Raw genomic sequence first — 21896 nt, 5'->3', positions numbered from 1 at the left:
ATTGATCCGCAACCGGTCAGCCGATGCCCTGGCGATCCGGATGCAGGGCGAACGCGCGGTCCGAGGGGAACTGCTCGGCGCGGTCCACCGCCTGGTGGAGGAGCTCGCGGTGGCGCATGAGTGGTTCGCTGCGTTCCGGCGGTGCGAGCAGGAGGAGGTCGTCCAGGCCGGCCAGCATGCGCCGTGAGACCTGCGGGCTGCCGACGGCGCAGCCCCGTACCTCGGTGAACCCGAGATCCACCAGTTCGGTCCACCCCGGCACGGGCTGCACCAGCCGAACCACCCCGCGCCGGTCCCGGTGCAGGGCGGCGTCCAGCGGCCGACGGCTCAGCGCGGCCAGGAACTGCACGACACGGTCCAGCGCCTGGACGGCGGTCGTCGGGTCGTTGATCGCGGGCGACAGGGCACGCAGCGCGATGTCGGACAACTGCCGCAGCCCGAAGCCGAGATCCTGGTGGTAGGTCCGCTCCACACCCACCGAGATCGTGTACCGCAGCGCCCGGCGCGGCGGGGCCGCACCGCCGTGCACCGCCAGCAAGGGCGTACCAGGCACCACGAAGTCCCCGATCCGAGGGATCAGTCGCAGCGTCACCCCGTGTTTGCGAGCAGTCCGCACCAGCCGCGTGATGTGCACGTCCCGCAGCACCCCCGCCCGGCCCTCGTGCGGCACCCAAGCGGTGGCGGTGCCGAGGTCGGGCGTGTCGGGTCCGTCCGCCGTCACGGGCATCGACGCGGTCACCCGGAAGGACTCCGCGGCGATCCGTGCGATCACGTAACTGATCCGCATCAACCGCAGAGTGGTGTTCACGTACAGCACGAAGAGCAACAGGCTCAACGCGACCATGCAGAGCGTGAGCACCGACTGCACCAGAGGCACCGTCGTGACGGCACGGGCATCCTCGGCGGTGTCGAAAGAGGTCAGTACGAGCAGGCTCAGCACGAACGTCGCGAGGAAGATGGCGAAGGTCGCCTTGGTGATCCGGCTGCGCACGAAGAGCCGGACCACGCGCGGGGTGAACTGTCCGCTCGCCATCTGCACGGCCACGAGCGAGATGCTGAAGACCACACCGATGAAGGTCATCATCGCCGAGGCGACGGCGCTCACCACGGCCTTCGCGTCGTCCGCGAACCGCAGCAGCTCGTCGAGCGTCTCGTAGTCGCCGTCCTCCTGGAGCGCTTCGACGATGGCTGCGTCGAGCGCCTGAGCCGCCAGCCAGACCACGAAGACGGCCACCATCGCAGCCATCGGGGCGAACCAGAACGTGTCCCGCAGATGCTCCCTGAGGGGCGACAGCGCACGCGGGCGACGTCCTGCGGCAGGACTCTGCGTAACCGTCCAGTCACTCATGATGCGACCCTAAGGGCATCGGGCCGTGCGGTCCCGGACCCCCGCCCGGTGGACGGAAACGCAGGTGAAAGGCACTCCGAAACCTTGGTATTGTTGTCCACGTCGCCGCCGGGAAGACCCTCTGGGAAGACCCCGGCAAGGCGGCAGACACCTAGTCCGGGTGGCGGAATGGCAGACGCGCTAGCTTGAGGTGCTAGTGCCCTTTATCGGGCGTGGGGGTTCAAGTCCCCCCTCGGACACAGAACATCTGCAACCCGTGCGGGTCGAGGGCCACCTCGACCCGCACGGGTTGTTTTGTCGGACGGTTGATCGGTACCGCCTCCAGGCTTAGCCTCGCCGCATGGTGCAGAGCGCGGCGGAGGATGTCGACGGTTATCTAACCGAGGTGCCGATGGAGCGGCGAGAGGCCCTGACGCGGCTCCGGCAGTTGTGCCGCGCGGAACTGCAGGGCTTCAGTGAGGTCATGGCCTACGGCATGCCGACGTACCAGCGCGACGGTGCGGCAGAGATCGCGTTCGCGAGTCAGCGGCAGTACGTCTCCTTCTATCTGATGCGCAGTGATGTCCGTGACGCCTTCCAGGAACGGCTGGCCGGACAGGACATGGGCAAGGGCTGTCTGCGCTTCCGCAAGCCGGAGAAGATCGATTTCGACCTGGTACGGGATCTGCTGCGGGCCACCGCGGCCGACCGGGGCACCATCTGCTGACTGCGCCGGCCGGCCGCCGCGGGCCGTCGTCAGCCGCCCGCGCTCCTCGGCCAAGGGCGGCCGGTGATGCGTTCGATGTCGGTGTTGAACTGCTGCAGATCGGCGATGAACCGGTCCAGGCGCTCGGGAGACCACTCGGCCACCACCGTCGACAGGCCGGTGACGATCCCTTCGCGCTGCTGCGCGAGCAGCCTGAGCCCCTCCCGGGTGATGCGGAACTTGCGGGCCACCCCGCCGGACGGATCGAGGGTTCGCTCCACCAGCCCGTTGCGCAGCAGGGCCGAGGTCTGCCGGGTGAACGTCGACGCCGCGAGCCCGAAGGCCTCGACGAAGTCCGGGATGGACATCGCTCCCTGGGTCTCGAGCCTGGTGAGGATCACGTAGGCGCTCTGGTCCAGCGGGTCCCCGCCGCGCGGGCCCCGAGGTGCCCTCATCTCCTTGTGGCGGGTGAGAATCAGCAGTTCCCGCTCGATGTGTTCAGCGGCCTCTCGGGCGTCCACGCCGATCTCCTTTCCCACGCCGATCGCCTTCCCACGCCGTTCTCCTGTCCCGGGCCGCATCGGCCAAGTCCGCAGCTCCGGAGGTCCCGGAGGCCCCGGAGGTCCCACCCTACGGTGAGATTGCGCCATACACAGAAAGTGCATCATGCACTCTTGATGCATGATGCACTACGTGCGTAGCGTGCCGTGCTGTGAACGCTTCCGTGTCGCTCACCCACCTCCCCCCACCCAAGGTGATGTCAGATGCGCGAGAACGACCTGTTGCGGCTGCCTCTTCCCACCGACAACCCCCTGGAGCCCCCGGCCGAATGGGAGCAACTGCGCGCCCGGTGCCCGGTGGCCACCGTTGAACTCCCCAGCGGGGACAAGGCGGCCTACCTGACCCGCTACGACCACGTCAAAGCCCTGCTGGCCGACCCCCGTTTCACCCGTCCTACGGCCGAGGACGGCGCTGCTCGGATCGCTCCCGAAGGCGCCGGTGGTCCCGCCGCCGACGGAACCACCACCCTCGCCCTGCCCGACCGCGGGGAGCCGCACCTTCGGTGGCGACGGCAGGTGGGCAAGTACTTCACCGCCAAGCGCATGACGGCGCTGCGCCCCCGCATGGCGCGCATCGCCGAAGACCTCGTCGACGACATGGTCCGCAGCGGACAGCCCGCGGACCTCAAGGCCGGCCTCGGCTTCCCCCTGCCCGTCCACGTCATCTGCCACATCCTCGGCGTCCCCGCCGTGGACCGGGACCGCTTCTCGCACTGGTCCGACGCCTTCCTCAACGTCAGTCGCTACACCGGCGATCAGACCGGGGCGGCGTACGCCGAGTTCGCCGAGTACATGTCCGCGCACATCGCGGCGACACGCGCCGCACCCGGCGACGACCTGATCAGCATGGTGATCAGGGAGAGCGAGGGGGAGGGGCAGGGGCTGACCGACGACGAGTTGCTCGGCACCGCCATGGGGCTCCTGGTCGCAGGACACGAGACCACCGCCAACATGATCGGCAAGATGGTCGCCATGCTGCTCGCCGACCGCACCCGTTGGGAGCGGCTGCTCGCCGACCCCGCCCTGGTGCGCACCGCGGTCGACGAGGCGCTGCGCTTCGACGCCAACCTCGGCTTCGGCATCCGGCGTTACCTCACCGAGGACATCGAGGTCGACGGCGAGCTGCTGCCGAGCGGCACGACCGTGGTGTGCAGCATGCCGGCCGCCAACCGTGACGAGCGGGTCTTCGCCGACGCCGACGACATGGTGCTGTCCCGGTCCCCGAACCCCCATCTCGCCTTCGGCGCCGGACCGCACGCCTGCCTGGGCCAGAGCCTGGCACGCACTGAGCTCCAGGTCACGCTCGAGGTACTCCTGCGCAAGCTGCCGTCCCTCCAACTCGACCTACCAGTGGACGAGTTGAAGCGAGTGGAAGGTCTCCTCGTCGGTGGACTGCGCAGCGTGCCCGTGCGGTGGTGACGGCTCCCGCACAGGGAAGGAAGGCAACGGCCGTGAAGGTGAACGTGGACCAGGGCCGCTGTTGCGGCGCCGGACAGTGCGTACTGATCGCACCCGAGGTCTTCGACCAGCGAGACGAGGACGGCATCGTCACGCTCCTCGAACCGAGCCCCGCCGAGGGCCTCCAGGCCGCCGCCCGCGAGGCAGCCGCGGTGTGCCCGGCGTCGGCCATCACCATCGACGGCGACCAGTAGGAGAAAAATCAGCTGCCTCGACTTCGCCAGGCTCCCTACACTCACCACACAAGCACGCGCCGCCCACCACTCGGCGGCGCGTCGTCGTGACGAGTTGAGGGGAGCCGGGCCGTGCGTGACCGCACCGCTGTCGTCGTCTCCCCTTCCCGGTGCAATCGGTACGACCGGTGCAACCGGTACGACGTGATCCTGGTGTCCCTGTCCGTCCGGTGCCCGCTGCGCGGCCGGCACTGGATGTCCGTGACGAACACCTGAGAGCGCCCCAGTACGTCAACGCACCTATGTCGCCCTTTATTTGACTGAGCGACAGGTCACGTCGACGTGCGCCCGCGCCCCCGCGCCATGTGCGTGCACGTATCGTCCGGGAATCGCGCTGCCCCTTTCCGTTCCGCTTACGGATCACCCGAAAGGCCAAAGGCCGTGCGCACGAACATCACCGACCTCACCAACGCCAACACCCTCGCCGCCGTCCGCAACCTCGGCATCCTCGCCCATGTCGACGCGGGCAAGACCACCGTCACCGAGCGGATCCTGTACGCCACCGGGACCACCCACAAGCGGGGCGAGGTCCACGACGGCACGACCGTCACCGACTTCGACCCGCAGGAGCGGGACCGCGGCATCACCATCTTCGCGGCTGCGGTGAGTTGTGCCTGGGACGGTCACCGGATCAACCTGATCGACACCCCCGGGCACGTCGACTTCGCGGACGAGGTGGAGCGTTCGCTGCGTGTCCTGGACGGCGCGGTCGCTGTCTTCGACGCCGTGGCGGGGGTCGAGCCGCAGAGCGAGTCGGTGTGGCGGCAGGCCGACCGGCACGGCGTCCCGAGGATCGCGTTCGTCAACAAGCTCGACCGCGCCGGGGCCGACCTCGACACGGCCGTCGCGTCGATCAGGGAACGGCTGCATCCGGCGCCGCTGGTCGTGCAGTTGCCCATCGGCGCGGAGGACGGATTCCGCGGCGTCGTGGACCTCGTACGCATGCGAGCGCTGGTGTGGGCCGACGGTGCCGAGACGGCAGCGGAAGGGCCGCTGCCGGAGGAACTGCTGGACGAGGCGCACCGGCGTCGACGGCTGCTGGAGGAGACGGTGGCCGAACTGCACGCCGGTGCGCTGGAGGAGTTCTGCGCGCGGTCGGCGGTCTCCGCGCAAACGCTGGTCGTCGCCCTGCGCGAGCTGACCCGCAGCGGTGAGGGCGTGGTCGTGCTGTGCGGCTCGGCCTACCGCAACCGCGGTGTCGAGCCGTTGCTCGACGCGGTCGTGGCGTATCTGCCGTCACCGCTCGACGTGCCGGCAGTACGCGGTCTGCGCGACGGCGTCGACGAGGAGCGGCCGGCCGACCCGTCGGCACCGTTCGCGGCGCTGGCGTTCAAGGTGAGCGCGACCCCGACCGGGCGGCTGACCTACCTGCGGGTGTACTCGGGAACCATCGAGAAGGGAGGCGTGGTGTTCGACGCGGTTGCGCGGCGCACCGAGCGCATCGGGCGGATCCTGCGGGTCCAGGCCGACCGTCATGCCCACGTCGACCGTGCGGTCGCCGGGGACATCGTGGCGGTCGTCGGCCTGAAGTCGGCCCGCCCGGGCTCCACCCTGTGCGCACCTGACGCCCCCCTCGTCCTGGAACCGCCGAGTGTGGCCGACCCGGTGGTGTCCGTGGCGGTCGAGGCCCGCAGGTCCACCGACACCGATCGACTGGCCTCGGCGCTGGCGCGGTTGGCGGAGGAGGACCCGTCGTTGGTCGTGCGGACCGACGCCGAGACCGGCCAGACGGTGCTGTCCGGCATGGGCGAACTGCATCTGGAGGTCGCGGTGGAGAAGATCCGGCGTGACCTCGGGCTGGACGTCAACGTCGGCCGCCCGCGGGTGTCGTATCGCGAGACGGTCGGCCGAGGGGTGTCCGGTTTCGTGTTCCGGCACGTCAAACAGGATGGTGGAGCGGGTCAGTTCGCGCATGTGGTTCTCGACGTCGAGCCCCTGACGGCCCCGGCGACGGCGGCCGAACAGGGCGTCAACGGCTTCGAGTTCCGCTCGACCGTAGTCGGCGGCCGGGTGCCGCAGGAGTACGTCCGCGCCGTGGAGGCCGGCTGCCGCGACGCCCTCGCCGAGGGCCCGCTCGGCGGCCACCCGGTGACCGGTCTGCGTGTCACCCTCACCGACGGGTCGACCCATGTGAAGGACTCCTCCGACACGGCCTTCCGTACGGCCGGCCGACTCGGCCTCCGCGATGCCCTGCGCGCTTGCGCGATGGTCCTCCTGGAGCCGGTCGTCGAGGTCACGGTCACCGTGCCGGAGGACGCGGTCGGCTCGGTGCTCGGTGACCTGGCGGCCCGGCGCGGCCGGGTCTCGGGCTCCGTCACCCGGGCGGGCGCGGCGGTCGTGACGGCGACCGTGCCGCTGGCCGAACTGTTCGGCTACGCGACACGGTTGCGCAGCCGGACCCAGGGACGCGGCACGTTCACGGCCCGGCCCACCGGGTATGCGCCGGCGCCGGTCGCTGCGGTGCCGCAGTAGGGCGACAGGGCCCCGTCCTCGACGGACGGGGCCCTGGTCCGGCCTGCCTCACCTCATGGATACGACACCACGGTCGAAGGCACCGTCGACGTCCCCGACGTCGGCGCCCCCGTGTCGTTGATGACGCACTCGTACTGCCCATTGCCGCCGAGCGAGACCACGAGCAGGTTGTGGAAGCGCACTCCGGACCGCACGGGGGCGGCGAAGCCGTGGTGCTGCACGATCGAGGGGTTGACGTTGTAGTAGCAGTAACTGCCCAGTCCCCAGCCCTCGTGCGACGTCACGCCGTCACCAACCCGGTAGGCGGCGTAGCCCTTGACCGAGCCGTTCTGGATGGCGGCCTGGTTCGGGGCGTCGTACGCCTTCTCGTTCTGGAAGAAGATCGTGCGGCCGCGCTGGCCGAACCACTGCACGTCGTACTTGTTGAAGTGCTCGACGAACAGGCCGGTCGCCAGGACGTCGTCGCCGTTGACCACGACGCCGTAGTCGGCGCGGTTGGTCTCCCAGCCGACTCCCTCGCCGTGGTCGGCCCGCCACACCCACGTGTGGTCGACGATCGTGTGCCGGCTGTTGATCACCATGCTGGTGGTGGCCTTGCCGGCGCCGGGCCCGCCGATGCGGACGAACACGTCCTGGACCGTGATCGGGTTGGCGGAGTGGTCCCTGGACGCGCTCCGCGGCCCGATCTCCACCAGCGTCGCCGAGTTGACGGGGCCGGCGTCGACCAGGAAGCCGGCCAGCCGGACTCCGTCGACGTCGGCGACCTGCACGGCCGCGGCGCCTTTGTCGGGGATCAGGGTCGCGTAACCGAGGCCAAGGACGACCGTGTTCGGCCGGTTGACCTGGATCGGCCGGTCGAGGTGGTAGATCCCCGGGGTGAGCAGGAGGTGCAGTCCCTGGGCGAGGGCCTCGTTGAGGGTGGCCGCAGTGACACCGGGCCGCGCGACGTAGAACTGCGTCAGCGGCAGCGAGGTGCCTCTCGGTGTGCCGTTGCCCCAGGTGACGCCGCGGGCGTTCGTGCGCTTCTCCGGCAGGAAGACCCGGAAGTCGTTTCCCTGGAGGTACAGGAACGGCTTCTCGCGGGAGACGGGTGTCGTGTCGAGCGTGGTGTACGGCGGGTTGGGGAAGCTCTGCGCGGGCGCGCCCTCGACGCCGGAGAACACCATGTTCCACACGCCGTTGAGCCAGCTGCCGATCGCGCTGTCGCGGGTGTACCACTGCTGCTGCGAGTACGGTCCGACCTGGCCGTCGATCCGGCTGTCCGCGATGTAGCCGCCGCTCGCCCAGCCGTAGCCGGTGGGGGAGAGGTTGAGGCCGCCGCGTATGTGCATGCGGCGGAACGGGGCCGCCTGGGCGACCGCCCACCGGTTGGTGCCGTTGACCGGAACCAGGGCCAGGTTCTCCGCCGAACGCCAGAAGTTCTGGGTGGCGTTGCCGTTGAACCAGCCGGCGTCGACGGTGACGTCCCCGTTGATGGTCGTGTCGTCGGGGGACAGACCCAGGCCCGCGATCGAGGTGTAGAAGCCGAGCTGGGCGTTGAGGCCGTGGTAGGTACCGGGCTTGAAGAGCAGGGCGTAGCGGCCGGTGCCGAACTGCGCCGACTCCTGCTGCCGGAACACCTCGTCCAGCCGGGCCTGGATGCCCGGGGTCGACGGGTCGAAGACGAGGACGTTCGGGCCGAGGTCGCCGCCGCCCGGCAGGGCGCGTGGCTTCTTCCGCGCCGACGGGGGCGCCGAAGCCGGCGCGGCAGCCTGGGCGGAGGCTTGCGTGGAGGTCTGTGCGGAGGCCTCGGTCGACAGGCCGAGCACGGCCGGTGCCGAGGCGATCGCGGCGCCGATCAGGGCCCGGCGCCCCATCGAGGACGGCCCGGAGGACGGGGAGGAAGGAAGCATCAGGCGGCTCTCCTGGTTCAGGAAGTGAACGTCATGAGGTGCGGGGAGCGCTCTCTTGCCGCTGAATGGTTCAACTGTGGAACGTGTGAGTCAAGAGCTGCGGCGGAAGTTCTGAGAGTGCGTCAAAGCCCTTGACGCGCCTGCCTTCCAGGGCTTAACTCACGCTCTAAACTAAGACGTGATGCGGCGACCCGTAGCCACCGGGACAGGTGTGACGGGTCGCCCGACCGCGACGGCACGAAGGCATCACAGCACGGAATGCGCACCCTGCGAGGACCCCCTCACATCTCCCAAGGAGAGCCGCATGCCATCCCGTACCCGTACGCGTATCCGCACTCCACGAACCCTTCTGACCGCGCTCACCGCCCTCGCCGTGCTCGGCACCGGCTCGGCGTTCGCCGCGCCGCCCGCAGAGCCCACAGCCGCGGCGGCCGCGTGGGACACCGACCGCGCGGCCGAGGCCCACACCGCCGACCCGAACGCGGTCACCGCGTCCGGCAGTGAGAACGCCGGCACCGCACCCGGCCTCGCCTTCGACGGCAACGGAGCGACCAGGTGGTCCAGCAACTTCGCCGAAGACGCCTGGATCCGCGTGGACCTCGGCGCGACGATGCGTGTCGACCGGGTGGTCCTCGACTGGGAGGCGGCCTACGGCAAGAGATACGTCCTGGAGGTCTCGAAGAACGGCACGGACTGGACCCCCTTCTACACGGAGACCGCCGGCGCCGGAGGCACGGTCACCGCGCACACCTATCCACAGGAGGTGACCGGCCGCTACGTCCGCATGCGCGGCCTCGAACGCGCCACGCCCTACGGCTACTCGCTGTACTCCTTCAAGGTCTACGGCGGTGGACCGGCCCCCGCGTCCACCACCCGCACCAACCTGGCCCTGAACCACCCCGCGTACACGAACTACTACCAGCACGCGGGCAATTCGCCGGCCTTCGTGACGGACGGAGGGTGGCCGGGAGATCTCAAGGCCGACGCCACCCGCTGGTCCAGTGACTGGAACGCGAACCGCTGGATCTCCGTCGACCTGGGCGCCCCGTCGACGATCTCGTCCGTGGACCTGTACTGGGAGGCTGCTTACGCCGTCGACTGCCAGCTCCAGGTCTCCGACGACAACCGCACCTGGCGTACGGTCCACCAGCCCTCCGCGGCCGAAGTCGCCGCCCGCCGCGCGAACGTGCAGTCCCCGGCCCAGGCGGTGGGACTGCACGACACGATCACCCTCTCCTCACCGGTGACCGAGCTGGAGGCGACGCGGGGCCAGTGGGTCTACGACCACAACCAGTACGTGATCCTGAACCTCGCTCTGGGCGGGGCCTACCCGGCCGGCTGGAACCAGGTGACCACTCCGTACTGGGGGCTGCCGCAGTCGAGCGTGGACCGGATCGCGGGTGGGGGAGTGCAGGCCGAGGTGGACTGGGTGCGGGTGGAGCAGAAGCGGTAAGCGCCGGGGGGCCCTTTTTGAAAATGGATGTCATGTGATAAATTGGAGGTGATCTTCGACCACTGTTGAATCGCCTGCCCCGCAAGGGGGTTGTGCGGCAGGGCGAGGTGGACGGAAAGGGCTTGCGGGCTTGATGCATATGATGTGCAAGTGCACGACTACAGCATCAGGGCGGCAAGCCCGGACGACCTCGACGGTGCGCGAGCCCTGATGCTCGACACCGTCTACCGCGACTTCGGTACCGGCTACGTGCCCCGCTGGCACGCGGACATCGTCGACCCGGCCGCCGCCTATCTCGCCTCGCCCCGCCACACCCTCCTCGTCGCGCTCGACCCGCGCGACGGGAGTGTGGTCGCCACCGCCGCCCTCGACTCCCGCGGCCCGGCCCACCCGCCGAACCCGCGCGAGCTCGCCGAGCGTTACCCGTCCGGCGAGACCGCGCAGCTGCGTCGCGTCTACGTCCGGGCCGAGCACCGCAGGCGCGGCCTGGCCCGGCGGCTCGTCGGCGAACTGCTCGCCTTCGCGGCGGCGGACGGCGGCTACCGCGCCGTCTATCTGCACACCGACCCCCATGTGCCGGGCGCCGAGGCCTTCTGGCGTTCGCTCGGCAAGATCGTGCACGACGAGCGCGAGGAAACGGACGGCGGGAACGGCGTCGTCCACTTCGAGATACCGATGGAGCGATAGACCGTGCCACGCCGAATCCGCCCGCTCCTCGCCCTCGCCCTGGCCCCCGTCCTGGCCGGGTGCTTCGCCTCCAGCGGCGGTTCCGACGCCGCGGGCGGCGCACGGGACGGCTCCCGCCTGCGAGTCGCCCTCGCCTTCCCGCCCGCCGAGAACCTCTCGCCGTACGGCGCCGACGCCACCATCCTCAGCCGTCTCGGCGTCACCGAAGGCCTGACCGCGCTGGACGCCAACGGCGCCGCCGCCCCCGCCCTCGCCGCCTCCTGGCGTCAGGAGAACGACCGCACCTGGCTGTTCACCCTGCGCGAGGCCACCTTCCAGGACGGCTCCGCGGTCACCCCCGCCGCGGTCGTCGCGGCCCTCACCCACGCCGCGCAGGCCAAGCCCGTCCCCGCCGCCCTCTCCGACGTCACCCTCACCGCGAAGGCCGAGGGCAGCAAGGGCGTACGGATCACCACCGAGGATCCCGACGCCGTCCTGCCGCTGCGGCTCTCCAGCCCCTCCCTCGCCATCCTCTCCGGCAAGGCCTACGGCACCAAGGACAAGCAGATCAAGGCCGACCCGGTCGGCCATGCCACCGGGCCCTTCGAGCTCACCAAGGTGCTCGGCTCCACGGCCGCCACCCTCGACCGCTACGACGACTACTGGGGCGGCCGTGCCCAGGCCGCCGGCATCGACGTCAAGTTCGTCGCCGACGGCACCGCCCGCGCGAGCGCCCTGCGCACCGACCAGGTCGACCTCGCCGAGGCGATCCCCGTCGCCCAGGCCGCCACCCTCGACAAGGCCGGCCGCGAGGCGACCGCCACCACCCGCACCACGAGCCTGCTCCTCAACACGAAGAAGGGCCCCTTCAAGGACGCCGCTCTGCGGGCCGCCGCCCGGCAGGCCGTCGACACCTCCGCGTTCGCCAAGGGCGTCTACGAGGGATATGCCGACGCCGGCGCAGGCATCTACGGGCCCGCCGCCACCTGGGCCGCCGGCAAGCGGACCGAGCCGGTCGGGCGGGCGAAGGCCGGCAAGCCCGACAAGACCCCGATCCATCTCGCCACCTACGACAACCGGCCCGAACTCCCGGAAGTCGCCCAGGTGCTGAAGCAGCAGCTGGAGAAGGCAGGGTTCGAGGTCACGCTGGAGGTGCGCGAGTACTCGCGGCTGGAGAGCGACGCGCTGGACGGCAGGTTCGACGCGTTCGTCGGCGCCCGCAACAGCCTGGTCGACACCGGCGACCCCGTCGGTGTCCTCGCCAGCGACTACACGTGCGACGGCAGTTACAACCTGGCCCTGCTCTGCGACAAGGACGTCGACCGGGCCGTGGCCAAGGCCGCGGACCTCGCCGGCACCGCCGAGCGACAGGACGCGGCCATGGCGGCCGAGGCCGAGATCCTCGGCACCGACGCCGTCGTACCGCTGGTCCACCAGCGCATCATCACCGGCGTCGGCACCGATGTCCGAGGCGAGCTCCTCGACCCGTACGAGCGCACCCTCGTCGGCATCGGCACCCGGCCCTGACCCGTGCGACGCCAGACAGTCGCGCTCCTGTGGCGTGCGGGGATCGCGGCCGCCCTGGTGTGCGCGATCGGCGTACTGCCCTGGCTGTCGCGCACCGACCCGGCGCTCACCGTGCTCAAGGCCCGGTCGGCGGACCGCGACCCCACGCCCGAGGTGCTGGCGGACATCCGCGCCCAGCTCGGCCTGGACGCGGGCCCGTTGCGTCTCCTCGGTGACTGGCTGGGCGGGCTGGGGCGCGGGGACGCAGGCCGATCGTGGATCTCCGGCAGCGACGTCACCCCCGCCGTGCTCCAGGCCCTCGGCGCGTCCCTCCTGCTGATGGCGGTGGCCCTCCTGGTCGCCGCCGTCACCGCCGCGCTGATCTGCGCCCGCACCCTGTGGCTCGGCGCCCACCGGCGGCTCGACGGCCGGCGTGCCGGAGGCAGCGGTTCCGCCGTCCTCGCCGCGCTCCCCGAGTTCCTCACCGCGTTCGTCCTCGCGACCGTCGTCGGCGTGCAGTTGGGCTGGCTGCCCGCCCTCGGCTGGTACGGCCCCCAGTGGACGATCCTCCCGGCCCTCGCCCTCGGCCTGCCCGCCGGCGCCGTGCTCGGCAGGCTCCTCGACGACCTGCTGCCCGGCGCCTTCGCCGAGCCCTGGGCGCTGGCCGCCACCGCACGCGGACTCCCCGGCCGCAGCGTCGCGCGCCAGGCCCTGCGCCGCTGCCTGCCCGGGCTGCTCCCCAACACCGGCCTGTTCGTCGTGGGCCTGACCGGCGGATCGGTCACCGTCGAGCAGATCTTCGACATCCCCGGCCTCGGCCGCACCACCCTCCAGGCCGCCCTCGCGCAGGACCTGCCTGTCCTCCAGGCCGGCACCCTCGCCCTCGTCCTGCTCGCCGCGGCCGCCGCCGGACTGGCCCACCTCCTCGCCCGCCTGCTGATCGGCCCGGCCCTGCGCGACGGCGCGCTGCCGTCCCTGCACCGGCCGCCTCCGCCCGCACGCAGGTTCCTGCCGCTCGCCTACGGCGGCCTGCTCGTCGGCGTCGTCGCCCTCGGCCTGCCCCGTGACCCGCTGGCCCTCGACACCGCCGAGCGACTCGCGGCCCCTTCGCCGGGGCACCCGTTCGGCACCGACGCCCTCGGCAGGGACATCCTCGCCCGCGTCTCCCACGGCGCCCTCGACACGCTGCTGCTCGCCGGCGCGATCACCGCCGTCACCCTGCTCACCGGAGTGGCGCTCGGCCTGCTGCCCCGGCTGTCCGGCCCGCTCGTCGACACCGTCACGGCGCTGCCGCCGGTCCTCGTCGCCCTGCTCGTCACCGCGGTCGTCGGCAGCGGAACCGCCACGCCCGCACTCGCCGTTGCCGCCGTGGCGTGGGCCCCACTGGCCGCCCACACCTCGGCGCTGCTACGGCAGGAACGCGCCGCCCTCCACCTCACCGCCACCCGCGCCCTGGGCGCCGGCCCCTGGTACCTGCTGCGCCACGAACTGCTGCCCGCCGTCGTGCCGCCCGTCACCCGCCACGCCCTGCTCCGCCTGCCCGGCGTCGCCCTCGCCCTCGCCTCGCTGGCCTTCCTCGGCCTGGGCGCCCAGCCGCCCTCCCCGGAGTGGGGCCTGCTCCTCGCCGAGAACCAGCCCTACGCCGAGCGCGCCCCCTGGGCGGTCCTCGCCCCCGCCGCCGTGCTCGCCCTGCTGGGTGCGCTGGCGGTGACGGCGGCCGGAGGCCTGCGGGGCGGGCGGCGGCGAAGGGACCGGGGCGAGCCTGTCGTGCCGGTGCCCGAACAGCGTTCACCCGCGAAGGAGTTGGTGGGGGCCGGATGACATCGCTGCTGTCGCGTGGCCTCCGCAAGCCGCCGGACCGACCCCGGCTCTCCCCTCTTCTGCGCCTCCTCATCCTCACCCAACTCGCCTTCAACATCGGCTTCTTCGCCGTCCTGCCCTTCCTCGCCGAGCATCTGGGGCAGGCCGTCGGGATGGCGGGCTGGATGGTCGGGTTCGTGCTGGGGTTGCGGACGTTCAGCCAGCAGGGCCTGTTCGTGGTGGGCGGGGCGCTGGCCGACCGGTACGGCATCCGGCCCGTCGTGCTCACCGGCTGTGTGCTGCGGATCGCCGGGTTCGCCTGGCTCGGGTACGCGCGACAGACGTGGGCGGTCATCGGGGCCGTGTTGCTGATCGGGTTCGCCGCCGCGCTGTTCTCACCCGCCGTCGAGTCCGAGGTCGCCCGACAGGCCGTGGTGTGGGAGGAGTCCGGCGGCGGCTCCCGGACCCGCGTCCTCGCGCTGCTGACGGTGGCCGGACAGGCAGGCGCGTTCGTCGGGCCGCTGCTCGGCGCGCTGCTGCTTGCGGTGGACTTCCGTACGGTCTGCCTCGCCGGCGCCGGCATCTTCGTCCTCGTCCTCGCCGGGCACGCGTGGCTGCTGCCGCAGCACATACCCGGGCGAGGGGGTGTACGGCTGCGCGGCGGCACGGGGAAGCTGCTGCGCAACCGCCGCTTCCTCGCGCTGTGCTGCGCTTACGGCGCCTACCTGCTCGCCTACAACCAGCTCTATCTCGCCCTCCCCGACGAGGTGGAGCGCGCCACGGGCTCCCAGTCCGCGCTGGCCTGGCTGTTCGCCCTGTCCGCGCTGCTGGTGGTGGTCGCCCAGCTGCCCGTCACCCGGTGGGTGGGGGAGCGGCTCACCCTGCGCCGGTCCATGGCCGCCGCACTGCTGCTGATCGCCGCGGGGTTCGCGGTGGTGGCGGCGGCCCGGCCCGCCGACCGGAGCGGTACGGCGGGGCTGTTGCCCGCGGCCGGCTTCGTCGTCCTGCTCACCCTCGGCCAGATGCTCGTCGCCCCGGCCGCCCGCGCCTGGGTGCCCGACCTCGCGGAGGAGGGCCGACTCGGCCTCTACACCGGTGCGTTGTCCTCGGTCTCCGGCCTGATCGTCCTGCTCGGCAGTTCGGCCACGGGAAGCCTCCTCGACACCGGCCTGCCCGCCGCCGTGCCGTGGCTGGTGCTGGCGGCCGTACCGGTGGCGGCCATCGGGGTGCTGCCGCGTCGGTAAGGTCCCCGGCATGGATGTTCAGCTGGAGATCGCCCGGGAGGCGGGCGCGGAACTCGTGGCCGCCTTCGGCCGGCTGCTGCCGCAACTGTCCCGCAGCGCCAAGCCCCTCGACCTCGCGGCGGTCGACCGCATCGTGAGGTGCGACGGGAACACCGTGCTCGTGGCTCGGGCGCACGGCGAGATCATCGGCACGCTGACCCTCGTACAGATTCCCGTGCCTTCCGGACTGCGCGCCCGGATCGAGGACGTGGTCGTCGACGGAGCCGCGCGCGGTCACGGAGTCGCGGGACTGCTGATGCGTGAGGCGGTCCGGCTTGCCCGGGAGGCCGGGGCGCGGAGTCTCGACCTCACCTCGCGGCCGGACCGCGCCGCGGCGAACAGGCTCTACGAACGTCTGGGGTTCGTGGCGAGGGACTCGATGGTGTACCGGATGCAGTTCGACGGCTGACTGCGGCTCGTGGCGTCCCGGTGCTGCAGGTGTGTGTGGGAGGCCGGGGTTCGGTTCGTCGTTCTGGCCTCGAGGGTGGACCGGGACTCGGCGAGTGGGCTGTGCGGATGGCTGGGGTTTGTGGCGTGGGGCTCGGCGGTGTTCCGGATGCAGTTCGACGGCTGACTGCGGCTCGTGGCGTCCCCGGTGCCGTGGATGTGTGATTCGGTCCGGCGGGCCCGGGAATCCGGGGCGCGGACCGTCGACCTCACCTCGCGGGTGGACCGGGACTTGGCGAACAGGCTGTACACATGGCTGGGGTTCGCGGCGAGGGGCTCGATGGTGTGCCGGATGCCGCTCCACGGCTGAAAGCCGTCCACGGCATGGCCGGTGCCGCCGAAGGCCGAGCCCTCAGGACGCCACCAGCTCCCGCACCTCCGCCACCGGCGCCCGCCGCACGCGCGACGGACGGTTGCGGTAGAGCCACAGGATGTCCCGGCCGAACGACCAGACCAGCGCCGCCAGCGCCGTCGCGGTGACCGCGAGCGTCGCCAGGTGCGGGAAGAGGCCGGACGCGGCCATGAGCAGGAACACACCCTGCATCGCGGCGACCGTCTTGCGGGCCGTGCTCGGCGGGAGCGCGGCGTTCAGCCAGGGCCAGACGCGGGCGGCGGCGACGAAGCCGTAGCGCATGGCGCCGATGAGGAGCACCCACGGACCCAGCGACATCGAGACGTACACGCTCAACACCAGGATCAGGAACGCGTCCACCTCCATGTCGAAACGCGCGCCCAGGGCGGTCGACGTGCCCGTACGGCGGGCCACCTTGCCGTCCACGCCGTCGAGGATCAGGGCGACCGCAGTCAGGCCGACGAACAACGTCACCGGCGGAGAACTCTGGAAGGAGTCCGCGACCAGCGCCGTGACGCCGCCGACCAGCGTCGCGCGGCCCAGGGTGACCCGGTTCGCCGGCCCGAAGGAGCGGAGCCGGGATCGGTGCAGGGCGAGGGAGAGCAGCGCCCAGGTGGCGACGGCGAAGACGAGGCCGGTCAGCCAGCCCGCCGGCCCCATGCCGATCGCCGAGCCGAGCAGGGCCAGCAACAGGATCTGCACGCCCGCTCCCACAGCGGTCTCCTGCTGGACCAGCCTCGCGTCGTAAGTGTTGTTCAGGGCCACCGCACATTCCTCCGGCCAGGTGACAGAGTCGATCAAGGCCGCGTACTGTGCGCGACCTGTGCATACCTCGGTACGTGAACAGCCCGCAGATCGTTCAGGAGGATTCCCATGAACCGCACCGCACGTGCGTTCTGGCTCAGTTCCCCGGGTGAGGGAGAGATCCGAGAGGTCGCCCTTCCGGAGCCGGCCGAGGACGACGTGCTGGTGCGGTCGCTGTACTCCGGAGTCAGCCGTGGCACGGAGACACTCGTGTTCCGCGGCGGGGTCCCGCAGAGCCAGCACGCGGCCATGCGGGCGCCGTTCCAGGAGGGCGATTTCCCCGCCCCCGTGAAGTACGGCTATCTCAGCGTCGGGATGGTCGAGGAGGGGCCGGCCGCACTGGTCGGCCGTACGGTCTTCTGCCTGTACCCGCATCAGACGCGGTACGTCGTCCCCGCGAGCGCCGTCACCGTCGTACCCGACACCGTGCCCGCCGAACGGGCCGTCCTCGCCGGCACCGTCGAGACCGCCGTCAACGCGCTCTGGGACGCCGCACCCCTGGTCGGCGACCGGATCGCCGTGGTCGGCGGCGGCATGGTCGGCTGCTCGGTGGCCGCACTGCTGGCCCGCTTCCCGGGTGTGCGGCTCCAGTTGGTCGACGCCGATCCGCGCCGGGCCGAGGTCGCCGAGGCCCTCGGTGTCGCCTTCGCCACGCCCGACGAGGCGCTCGGCGACCGCGACCTGGTGGTCCATGCCAGCGCCACCGAGCAGGGCCTCGCCCGGTCGCTCGAACTGCTGCGCCCCGAGGGCACGATCGTCGAACTCAGCTGGTACGGCGACCGGAAGGTGGCTCTGCCGCTGGGCGAGGCCTTCCACTCGCGGCGGCTCGTCATCCGCAGCAGCCAGGTCGGCACCGTCTCCCCGGCCCGCGGTGCCAGCCGTACGTATGCCGACCGGCTCGCCCTCGCCCTCGACCTGCTCGCCGACCCGGCTCTCGACGCGCTCGTCACGGGGGAGAGCGCTTTCGCGGAGCTGCCCGAGGTGATGCCGAAGCTCGCTTCCGGGGAGATTCCGGCGCTCTGTCATCGGGTCAGGTACACGGACACGCCCTGACCGGACCCGGACACGTGCTGACGGACTCGTTCAATCGGGGAAGACAAGAGCGCCTGACCTGAGAAAAGAGTGAGAGACGGCTGAACAACGGGAAGCGAAGAGCCGTACTACACGGCATCCCCGGCAGCCGATCGGCGGGGATGAGGAGCGCACCGCACCTGGAGGGTCGTCCGTTGTTCAGCATCACCGTCCGCGATCACATCATGATCGCCCACAGCTTCCGCGGCGACGTCTTCGGACCCGCGCAGCGTCTGCATGGAGCGACGTTCCTGGTGGACGCCACGTTCCGGCGCGAGCAGCTGGACGACGACAACATCGTCGTCGACATCGGACTGGCCACCCGGGAACTGGGTGCCGTCGTGGGCGAGCTGAACTACAGAAACCTCGACAACGAACCCGACTTCGCCGGGATCAACACCTCCACCGAGTTCCTGGCCAAGGTCATCGCCGACCGGCTCGCCGAGCGGATCGAGAAGGGTGCGCTGGGCGAGGGCGCCAAGGGCCTCGCGGGTCTCACCGTGACGCTGCACGAGTCGCATGTCGCATGGGCGAGCTATGAGCGTGCGCTGTGACCGACGTGACCCTGGAGAAGGCCGTCGCCGTGGAAAAGGCTCCGGAGAAGTCGGAGAACGTGGCGCTCGGCTACGTGCCCGTGCAGCACTCCGCCCTGAAGAACGCCGAGATCATCCCCATGTCCCTGCGCTCCGTGCACTTCGTGATGCCGGGCGGTGTGGACGACGCGTCCGCGCCGAGCGGCGGCAACGCCTATGACCGGCGGGTGAGTCTGGATCTGCCCGGCTTCGGCTGGCAGGTGCACAAGCACGCGGTGGACGGCAGCTGGCCGAGCCCCGGGGCGGTGGCGCGGGCCGAACTCGCCCGCACGCTGGGGGAGTTCCCCGACGGAGCCGTCGTCCTGCTGGACGGGCTGGTCGCCTGCGGGGTGCCCGAGGTCATCGTCCCGGAAGCGGAACGGCTGAACCTCGCGGTCCTCGTCCATCTGCCGCTCGGCGACGAGACGGGCCTGGACCCCGCCGTCGCCACGGAGCTGGACGCCCGGGAACGCACGGTTCTGCGGGCCGTTCCCGCGGTGATCGCCACCAGCGACTGGGCCGTCCGCCGCCTCGTCTCCCACCACGGCCTCGCGCCAGAGCGCGTCCACGTCGCCGCCCCCGGCGCCGACATCGCGCCGCTGGCCTCCGGCACGGACGGCGTGTCCCGCCTGCTGTGCGTGGCCGCCGTGACACCCCGCAAGGGACAGCACCGGCTGGTCGAGGCGCTGGCGTCGGTGACCGACCTGCCGTGGAGCTGTGTCTGCGTGGGCCCGCTGAACCAGGACCCCGAGTACGTGGCCGAACTGCGGTCCCTGATAGCCGAGCACGGGCTCGAGGACCGGCTGGTCCTCGCGGGCCCGCAGGCCGGCGCCGAACTCGACGCCAGCTACAACGCCGCCGACCTCATGGTGCTGACCTCCTACGCCGAGACGTACGGCATGGCGGTGACGGAAGCCCTCGGGCGCGGCATCCCGGTGCTCGCGACGGACGTCGGCGGCCTGCCGGAGGCGGTCGGCCGGGCCCCCGACGGCGGTGTCCCCGGCATCCTCGTCCCGCCGGAGAACTCCGCCGCGATCGCCGCCGAGCTGCGCGGCTGGTTCGGTGAGGCGGACGTACGACGCCGACTGAAGGCGGCTGCCCGGGGACGCCGGGCCGCCCTGAACGGCTGGGCCGGCACGGCCCGCAGCCTGGCCTCGGTACTGGGCCGACTGCCGAACGAACCCCGGAGGGTCGCATGAGGGACACGGCAACGGCGCAGAGCGGAGGGGCGATTCCGGCCCAGCCGGGACCGCGCGATCCCGCACCGCAGAGCGGGATCGTTTCGGCGGAGGACGCCCCGGGCGGCGGGTCCGCAGCGGCGGCGGCCGACCCCGACGCCGTGATCCTCGGGGCGGGGCCCAGCCCCGGTCCCGGCGAGCGCGCGACCGTCCGGCTCAGGGACGCCGGGCCGGACGACCCGCCCCGCTATGCCCCGGAGTGGCTGGAGCTGCGGGAAGGCGCCGACGCCGCCGCGCGGGCGCACGACTTGCTCGACCCGCTGCGGATCCGGCTCGCCAACCGGCCCGGACGGTCCGGAGTGGTGATCCACGACGTGGGATGCGGCACCGGCTCCATGGGTCGCTGGCTCGCGCCCCACCTGGACGGCGCCCAGCACTGGGTCCTGCACGACCGCGACCCCTATCTCCTGCACTTCGCCGCCGTGGCCTCCCCGCGCTCCTCCGCGGACGGCAGCCGCGTCACGGTGGAGACGCGCCGCGGCGACGTCGGCCGCCTCACCCCGGACGGCCTCGCCGGTGCCTCGCTGGTGACCGCCTCCGCACTGCTCGACGTCCTCACCCGCGAGGAGGTCGACACCCTCGCCGCCGCCTGCGCGGGCGCGGGCTGCCCGGCACTGCTGACGCTGTCCGTCGCCGGCCGCGTCGAACTCACCCCGTCGGACCCGCTGGACCAGGAGATCGCGGAGGCGTTCAACGCCCACCAGCGGCGCTCGGGGATGCTGGGTCCGGACGCGATCACCGTGGCGGCGGAGGCCTTCTCCGAGCACGGCGCGACCGTCCAGGTGCACCCGAGCCCCTGGCGGCTCGGCCCCGACGAGTCCGCGCTCACCGCGCAGTGGCTGCGCGGCTGGGTCGGCGCGGCGGTCGAGCAGCGCCCCGACCTGCGCGAGCGCGCCGACCGCTATCTCCAGGACCGTCTCGCCGCCTGCCAGGAGGGCGAGTTGAGTGTCGTGGTCCACCACAGCGACCTGCTGGCGCTGGTGCGACCGACGGGCGGAGCGTCATGAGCGTGGGGACGGTGGCGGGGGCGCGCGTCACGCGGCGGGGCGCCAAGGCCCGAGAACGGCGAGTGAAGGCGTCGGTCGTGAACGGGGCCGTCCTGGTCCCGGAGGCGGGCCCTGCCACCCGACTCGGCGTTGAGCCCGAGGCACGGCCGGGTCGGCCCCGCCTGCGCACCCGCCTTGCCCGTCTCAACACCCCCGCCGTCCGCACCCACCTGGGCACGGTCGTCGGCGTCGCCATCCTCGTCGCGCTGTTCTGGCGCCTCGGTACCGGCGTCTTTCTCGACGGGCTGCGGCGGATCGACGCGACGGCGCTCATAGCGGCGCTCGGGATCGGTCTCGTCACCACCGTGTTCAGCGCGTGGCGCTGGCAGTTGGTGGCACGCGGGCTGCGGATCCGGCTGTCGCTCGGGCCGGCCGTCGCCGACTACTACCGCTCCCTGTTCCTCAACGCCGCCCTCCCCGGCGGCGTCCTCGGTGATGTGCACCGGGCCGTGCGGCACGGGCAGAGCGCCGGTGACATGGGCCGCGGCGTCCGTGCGGTCGTGCTCGAACGCGCTGCCGGCCAGGTCGCCCTCGCCGCCGTCGGTGCCGTCGTGCTGCTGACCATGCCGTCCCCTGTGCTGAACGAGGCCCGCGACCTCACGCCGCTCATCCTGTTCGCCGCCGTGGGCACACTCGCCGTCGTGGCCGCCCTGCACATGAACCGTGCGCCGTCCCGCCGTGACCGGACAAAGCCGACGGCCGTGCGTACCACCCTCGGCGAGGCCCGCGAGGCCCTGCTGTCCCGCCGCAACGGTCCCGGCGTCGCCGTGTCCTCCGGCGTCGTCCTCGCCGGTCACATCGCGATGTTCGTGCTCGCCGCGCGGATCGCCGGGTCCACCGCCTCCGTGGCCGCCCTGCTGCCGCTCGCCGTCCTGGCCCTGCTCGCCATGGGCGTCCCCCTGAACGTCGGCGGGTTCGGTCCCCGTGAGGGCGCCACCGCCTGGGCGTTCGGTGCCGCCGGGCTCGGCGCCGACACCGGACTGGCCGTCGCCGTCGTGTACGGCGTCCTC

The 21896-nt window shown here is 71.9% G+C and carries 18 protein-coding genes, 1 tRNA gene and 2 pseudogenes; 17 read left to right on the top strand and 4 right to left on the bottom strand.

Features of this window, described 5'->3' with window-relative positions; all coding sequences use genetic code 11:
* Positions 1 to 16: 16 nt before the first annotated feature.
* A complete protein-coding gene (locus tag ACZ7L5_RS13150; protein WP_471516671.1) occupies positions 17 to 1348 on the bottom strand; it encodes a DUF2254 domain-containing protein in 1332 nt (443 codons plus the stop codon).
* A gap of 154 nt (positions 1349 to 1502) precedes the next feature.
* On the opposite strand from ACZ7L5_RS13150, the gene ACZ7L5_RS13145 reads away from it, so the two are divergent.
* Together ACZ7L5_RS13145 and ACZ7L5_RS13140 are read left to right on the top strand one after the other, a co-directional pair.
* Positions 1503 to 1587 (top strand) — tRNA-Leu (locus ACZ7L5_RS13145).
* Positions 1588 to 1688: 101 nt separating this feature from the next.
* Positions 1689 to 2054, top strand: a complete 366-nt coding sequence (locus ACZ7L5_RS13140) for an iron chaperone (RefSeq protein ID WP_471516670.1) — start codon at positions 1689 to 1691, stop codon at positions 2052 to 2054.
* A gap of 29 nt (positions 2055 to 2083) precedes the next feature.
* Here the strand turns inward: ACZ7L5_RS13140 and ACZ7L5_RS13135 are convergent, their stop codons facing one another.
* Complete coding sequence (locus ACZ7L5_RS13135; protein ID WP_471516669.1) at positions 2084 to 2554, bottom strand: MarR family winged helix-turn-helix transcriptional regulator; 471 nt, start codon at positions 2552 to 2554, stop codon at positions 2084 to 2086.
* A gap of 243 nt (positions 2555 to 2797) precedes the next feature.
* Between ACZ7L5_RS13135 and ACZ7L5_RS13130 the strand changes: the two genes are divergently transcribed.
* The 4 genes from ACZ7L5_RS13130 to fusA all read left to right on the top strand — a co-directional run bounded on the left by ACZ7L5_RS13130 (position 2798) and on the right by fusA (position 6756).
* On the top strand, positions 2798 to 4012 hold the full coding sequence (locus ACZ7L5_RS13130; RefSeq protein ID WP_471516668.1) for a cytochrome P450: 1215 nt from the start codon (positions 2798 to 2800) through the stop codon (positions 4010 to 4012).
* A gap of 32 nt (positions 4013 to 4044) precedes the next feature.
* The gene (locus ACZ7L5_RS13125; RefSeq protein WP_363032820.1) at positions 4045 to 4245 is read left to right on the top strand and encodes a ferredoxin; all 201 of its coding nucleotides are present in this window, start codon (positions 4045 to 4047) and stop codon (positions 4243 to 4245) included.
* Positions 4246 to 4356: 111 nt separating this feature from the next.
* Entirely contained in the window at positions 4357 to 4500 is a 144-nt protein-coding gene (locus tag ACZ7L5_RS13120; RefSeq protein WP_363032822.1) for a hypothetical protein, read from the top strand.
* A gap of 165 nt (positions 4501 to 4665) precedes the next feature.
* Complete coding sequence (gene fusA, locus ACZ7L5_RS13115; RefSeq protein WP_471516667.1) at positions 4666 to 6756, top strand: elongation factor G; 2091 nt, start codon at positions 4666 to 4668, stop codon at positions 6754 to 6756.
* 53 nt (positions 6757 to 6809) lie between these two features.
* On the opposite strand, the gene ACZ7L5_RS13110 is transcribed toward fusA, so the two are convergent.
* Entirely contained in the window at positions 6810 to 8648 is a 1839-nt protein-coding gene (locus ACZ7L5_RS13110; protein WP_471516666.1) for a coagulation factor 5/8 type domain-containing protein, read from the bottom strand.
* A gap of 304 nt (positions 8649 to 8952) precedes the next feature.
* Between ACZ7L5_RS13110 and ACZ7L5_RS13105 the strand changes: the two are divergent.
* The 6 genes and pseudogenes from ACZ7L5_RS13105 to ACZ7L5_RS13080 all read left to right on the top strand — a co-directional run.
* Positions 8953 to 9897: pseudogene (locus ACZ7L5_RS13105) on the top strand (discoidin domain-containing protein); the annotation flags it as partial.
* Between the two features lie 354 nt (positions 9898 to 10251).
* The gene (locus ACZ7L5_RS13100) at positions 10252 to 10788 is read left to right on the top strand and encodes a GNAT family N-acetyltransferase (RefSeq protein ID WP_471516665.1); all 537 of its coding nucleotides are present in this window, start codon (positions 10252 to 10254) and stop codon (positions 10786 to 10788) included.
* Between the two features lie 3 nt (positions 10789 to 10791).
* Positions 10792 to 12294, top strand: coding sequence for an ABC transporter substrate-binding protein (locus ACZ7L5_RS13095; RefSeq protein WP_471516664.1), 1503 nt, complete (start codon positions 10792 to 10794; stop codon positions 12292 to 12294).
* 3 nt (positions 12295 to 12297) lie between these two features.
* Positions 12298 to 14094: an ABC transporter permease subunit gene (locus ACZ7L5_RS13090; RefSeq protein WP_471516663.1), complete on the top strand. Its 1797-nt coding sequence runs from the start codon at positions 12298 to 12300 to the stop codon at positions 14092 to 14094.
* Positions 14091 to 15317 (top strand): MDR family MFS transporter, encoded by a 1227-nt coding sequence (locus ACZ7L5_RS13085; protein WP_471516662.1) that lies wholly within the window; start codon positions 14091 to 14093, stop codon positions 15315 to 15317. Before ACZ7L5_RS13090 ends, ACZ7L5_RS13085 begins: the two co-directional genes overlap by 4 nt.
* 10 nt (positions 15318 to 15327) lie before the next feature.
* Positions 15328 to 15765: a GNAT family N-acetyltransferase gene (locus ACZ7L5_RS13080; RefSeq protein ID WP_471516661.1), complete on the top strand. Its 438-nt coding sequence runs from the start codon at positions 15328 to 15330 to the stop codon at positions 15763 to 15765.
* 390 nt (positions 15766 to 16155) lie between these two features.
* Here ACZ7L5_RS13080 and ACZ7L5_RS13075 read toward each other — a convergent pair whose 3' ends face one another.
* Positions 16156 to 16920 (bottom strand): CDP-alcohol phosphatidyltransferase family protein, encoded by a 765-nt coding sequence (locus ACZ7L5_RS13075; RefSeq protein WP_471516660.1) that lies wholly within the window; start codon positions 16918 to 16920, stop codon positions 16156 to 16158.
* Between the two features lie 108 nt (positions 16921 to 17028).
* Here ACZ7L5_RS13075 and ACZ7L5_RS13070 point away from each other — a divergent pair, with 108 nt between their 5' ends.
* The 5 genes and pseudogenes from ACZ7L5_RS13070 to ACZ7L5_RS13050 form a co-directional block, all read left to right on the top strand.
* Positions 17029 to 18012 carry a zinc-dependent alcohol dehydrogenase gene (locus ACZ7L5_RS13070; RefSeq protein ID WP_471516659.1) on the top strand — a complete coding sequence of 328 codons (984 nt, stop codon included), beginning with the start codon at positions 17029 to 17031 and terminating at the stop codon, positions 18010 to 18012.
* Between the two features lie 173 nt (positions 18013 to 18185).
* Positions 18186 to 18584 (top strand): 6-pyruvoyl trahydropterin synthase family protein, encoded by a 399-nt coding sequence (locus ACZ7L5_RS13065; RefSeq protein WP_093747920.1) that lies wholly within the window; start codon positions 18186 to 18188, stop codon positions 18582 to 18584.
* Entirely contained in the window at positions 18581 to 19801 is a 1221-nt protein-coding gene (locus ACZ7L5_RS13060) for a glycosyltransferase family 4 protein (RefSeq protein WP_471516658.1), read from the top strand. Before ACZ7L5_RS13065 ends, ACZ7L5_RS13060 begins: the two co-directional genes overlap by 4 nt.
* Positions 19798 to 20847: a class I SAM-dependent methyltransferase gene (locus ACZ7L5_RS13055; RefSeq protein WP_471516657.1), complete on the top strand. Its 1050-nt coding sequence runs from the start codon at positions 19798 to 19800 to the stop codon at positions 20845 to 20847. The genes ACZ7L5_RS13060 and ACZ7L5_RS13055 overlap by 4 nt, the downstream gene beginning before the upstream one ends.
* Positions 20844 to 21857: pseudogene (locus ACZ7L5_RS13050) on the top strand (lysylphosphatidylglycerol synthase transmembrane domain-containing protein); the annotation flags it as partial. The gene ACZ7L5_RS13055 and the pseudogene ACZ7L5_RS13050, both read left to right, overlap by 4 nt.
* Positions 21858 to 21896 lie beyond the last annotated feature (39 nt).

Source organism: Streptomyces sp. NPDC107528, from assembly GCF_055639295.1.
Note: the sequence above shows the minus strand (reverse complement) of the source record. Positions and strands in the feature narration are given on the sequence as shown.

Excerpts from the sequence above, each read along its gene's own strand:
- ACZ7L5_RS13150 (WP_471516671.1), bottom strand. The coding sequence starts at position 1,348 with ATGAGTGACTGGACGGTTACGCAGAGTCCTGCCGCAGGACGTCGCCCG.
- ACZ7L5_RS13140 (WP_471516670.1), top strand. The coding sequence starts at position 1,689 with ATGGTGCAGAGCGCGGCGGAGGATGTCGACGGTTATCTAACCGAGGTG.
- ACZ7L5_RS13130 (WP_471516668.1), top strand. The coding sequence starts at position 2,798 with ATGCGCGAGAACGACCTGTTGCGGCTGCCTCTTCCCACCGACAACCCC.
- ACZ7L5_RS13110 (WP_471516666.1), bottom strand. The coding sequence starts at position 8,648 with ATGCTTCCTTCCTCCCCGTCCTCCGGGCCGTCCTCGATGGGGCGCCGG.
- ACZ7L5_RS13085 (WP_471516662.1), top strand. The coding sequence starts at position 14,091 with ATGACATCGCTGCTGTCGCGTGGCCTCCGCAAGCCGCCGGACCGACCC.
- ACZ7L5_RS13080 (WP_471516661.1), top strand. The coding sequence starts at position 15,328 with ATGGATGTTCAGCTGGAGATCGCCCGGGAGGCGGGCGCGGAACTCGTG.
- ACZ7L5_RS13070 (WP_471516659.1), top strand. The coding sequence starts at position 17,029 with ATGAACCGCACCGCACGTGCGTTCTGGCTCAGTTCCCCGGGTGAGGGA.
- ACZ7L5_RS13055 (WP_471516657.1), top strand. The coding sequence starts at position 19,798 with ATGAGGGACACGGCAACGGCGCAGAGCGGAGGGGCGATTCCGGCCCAG.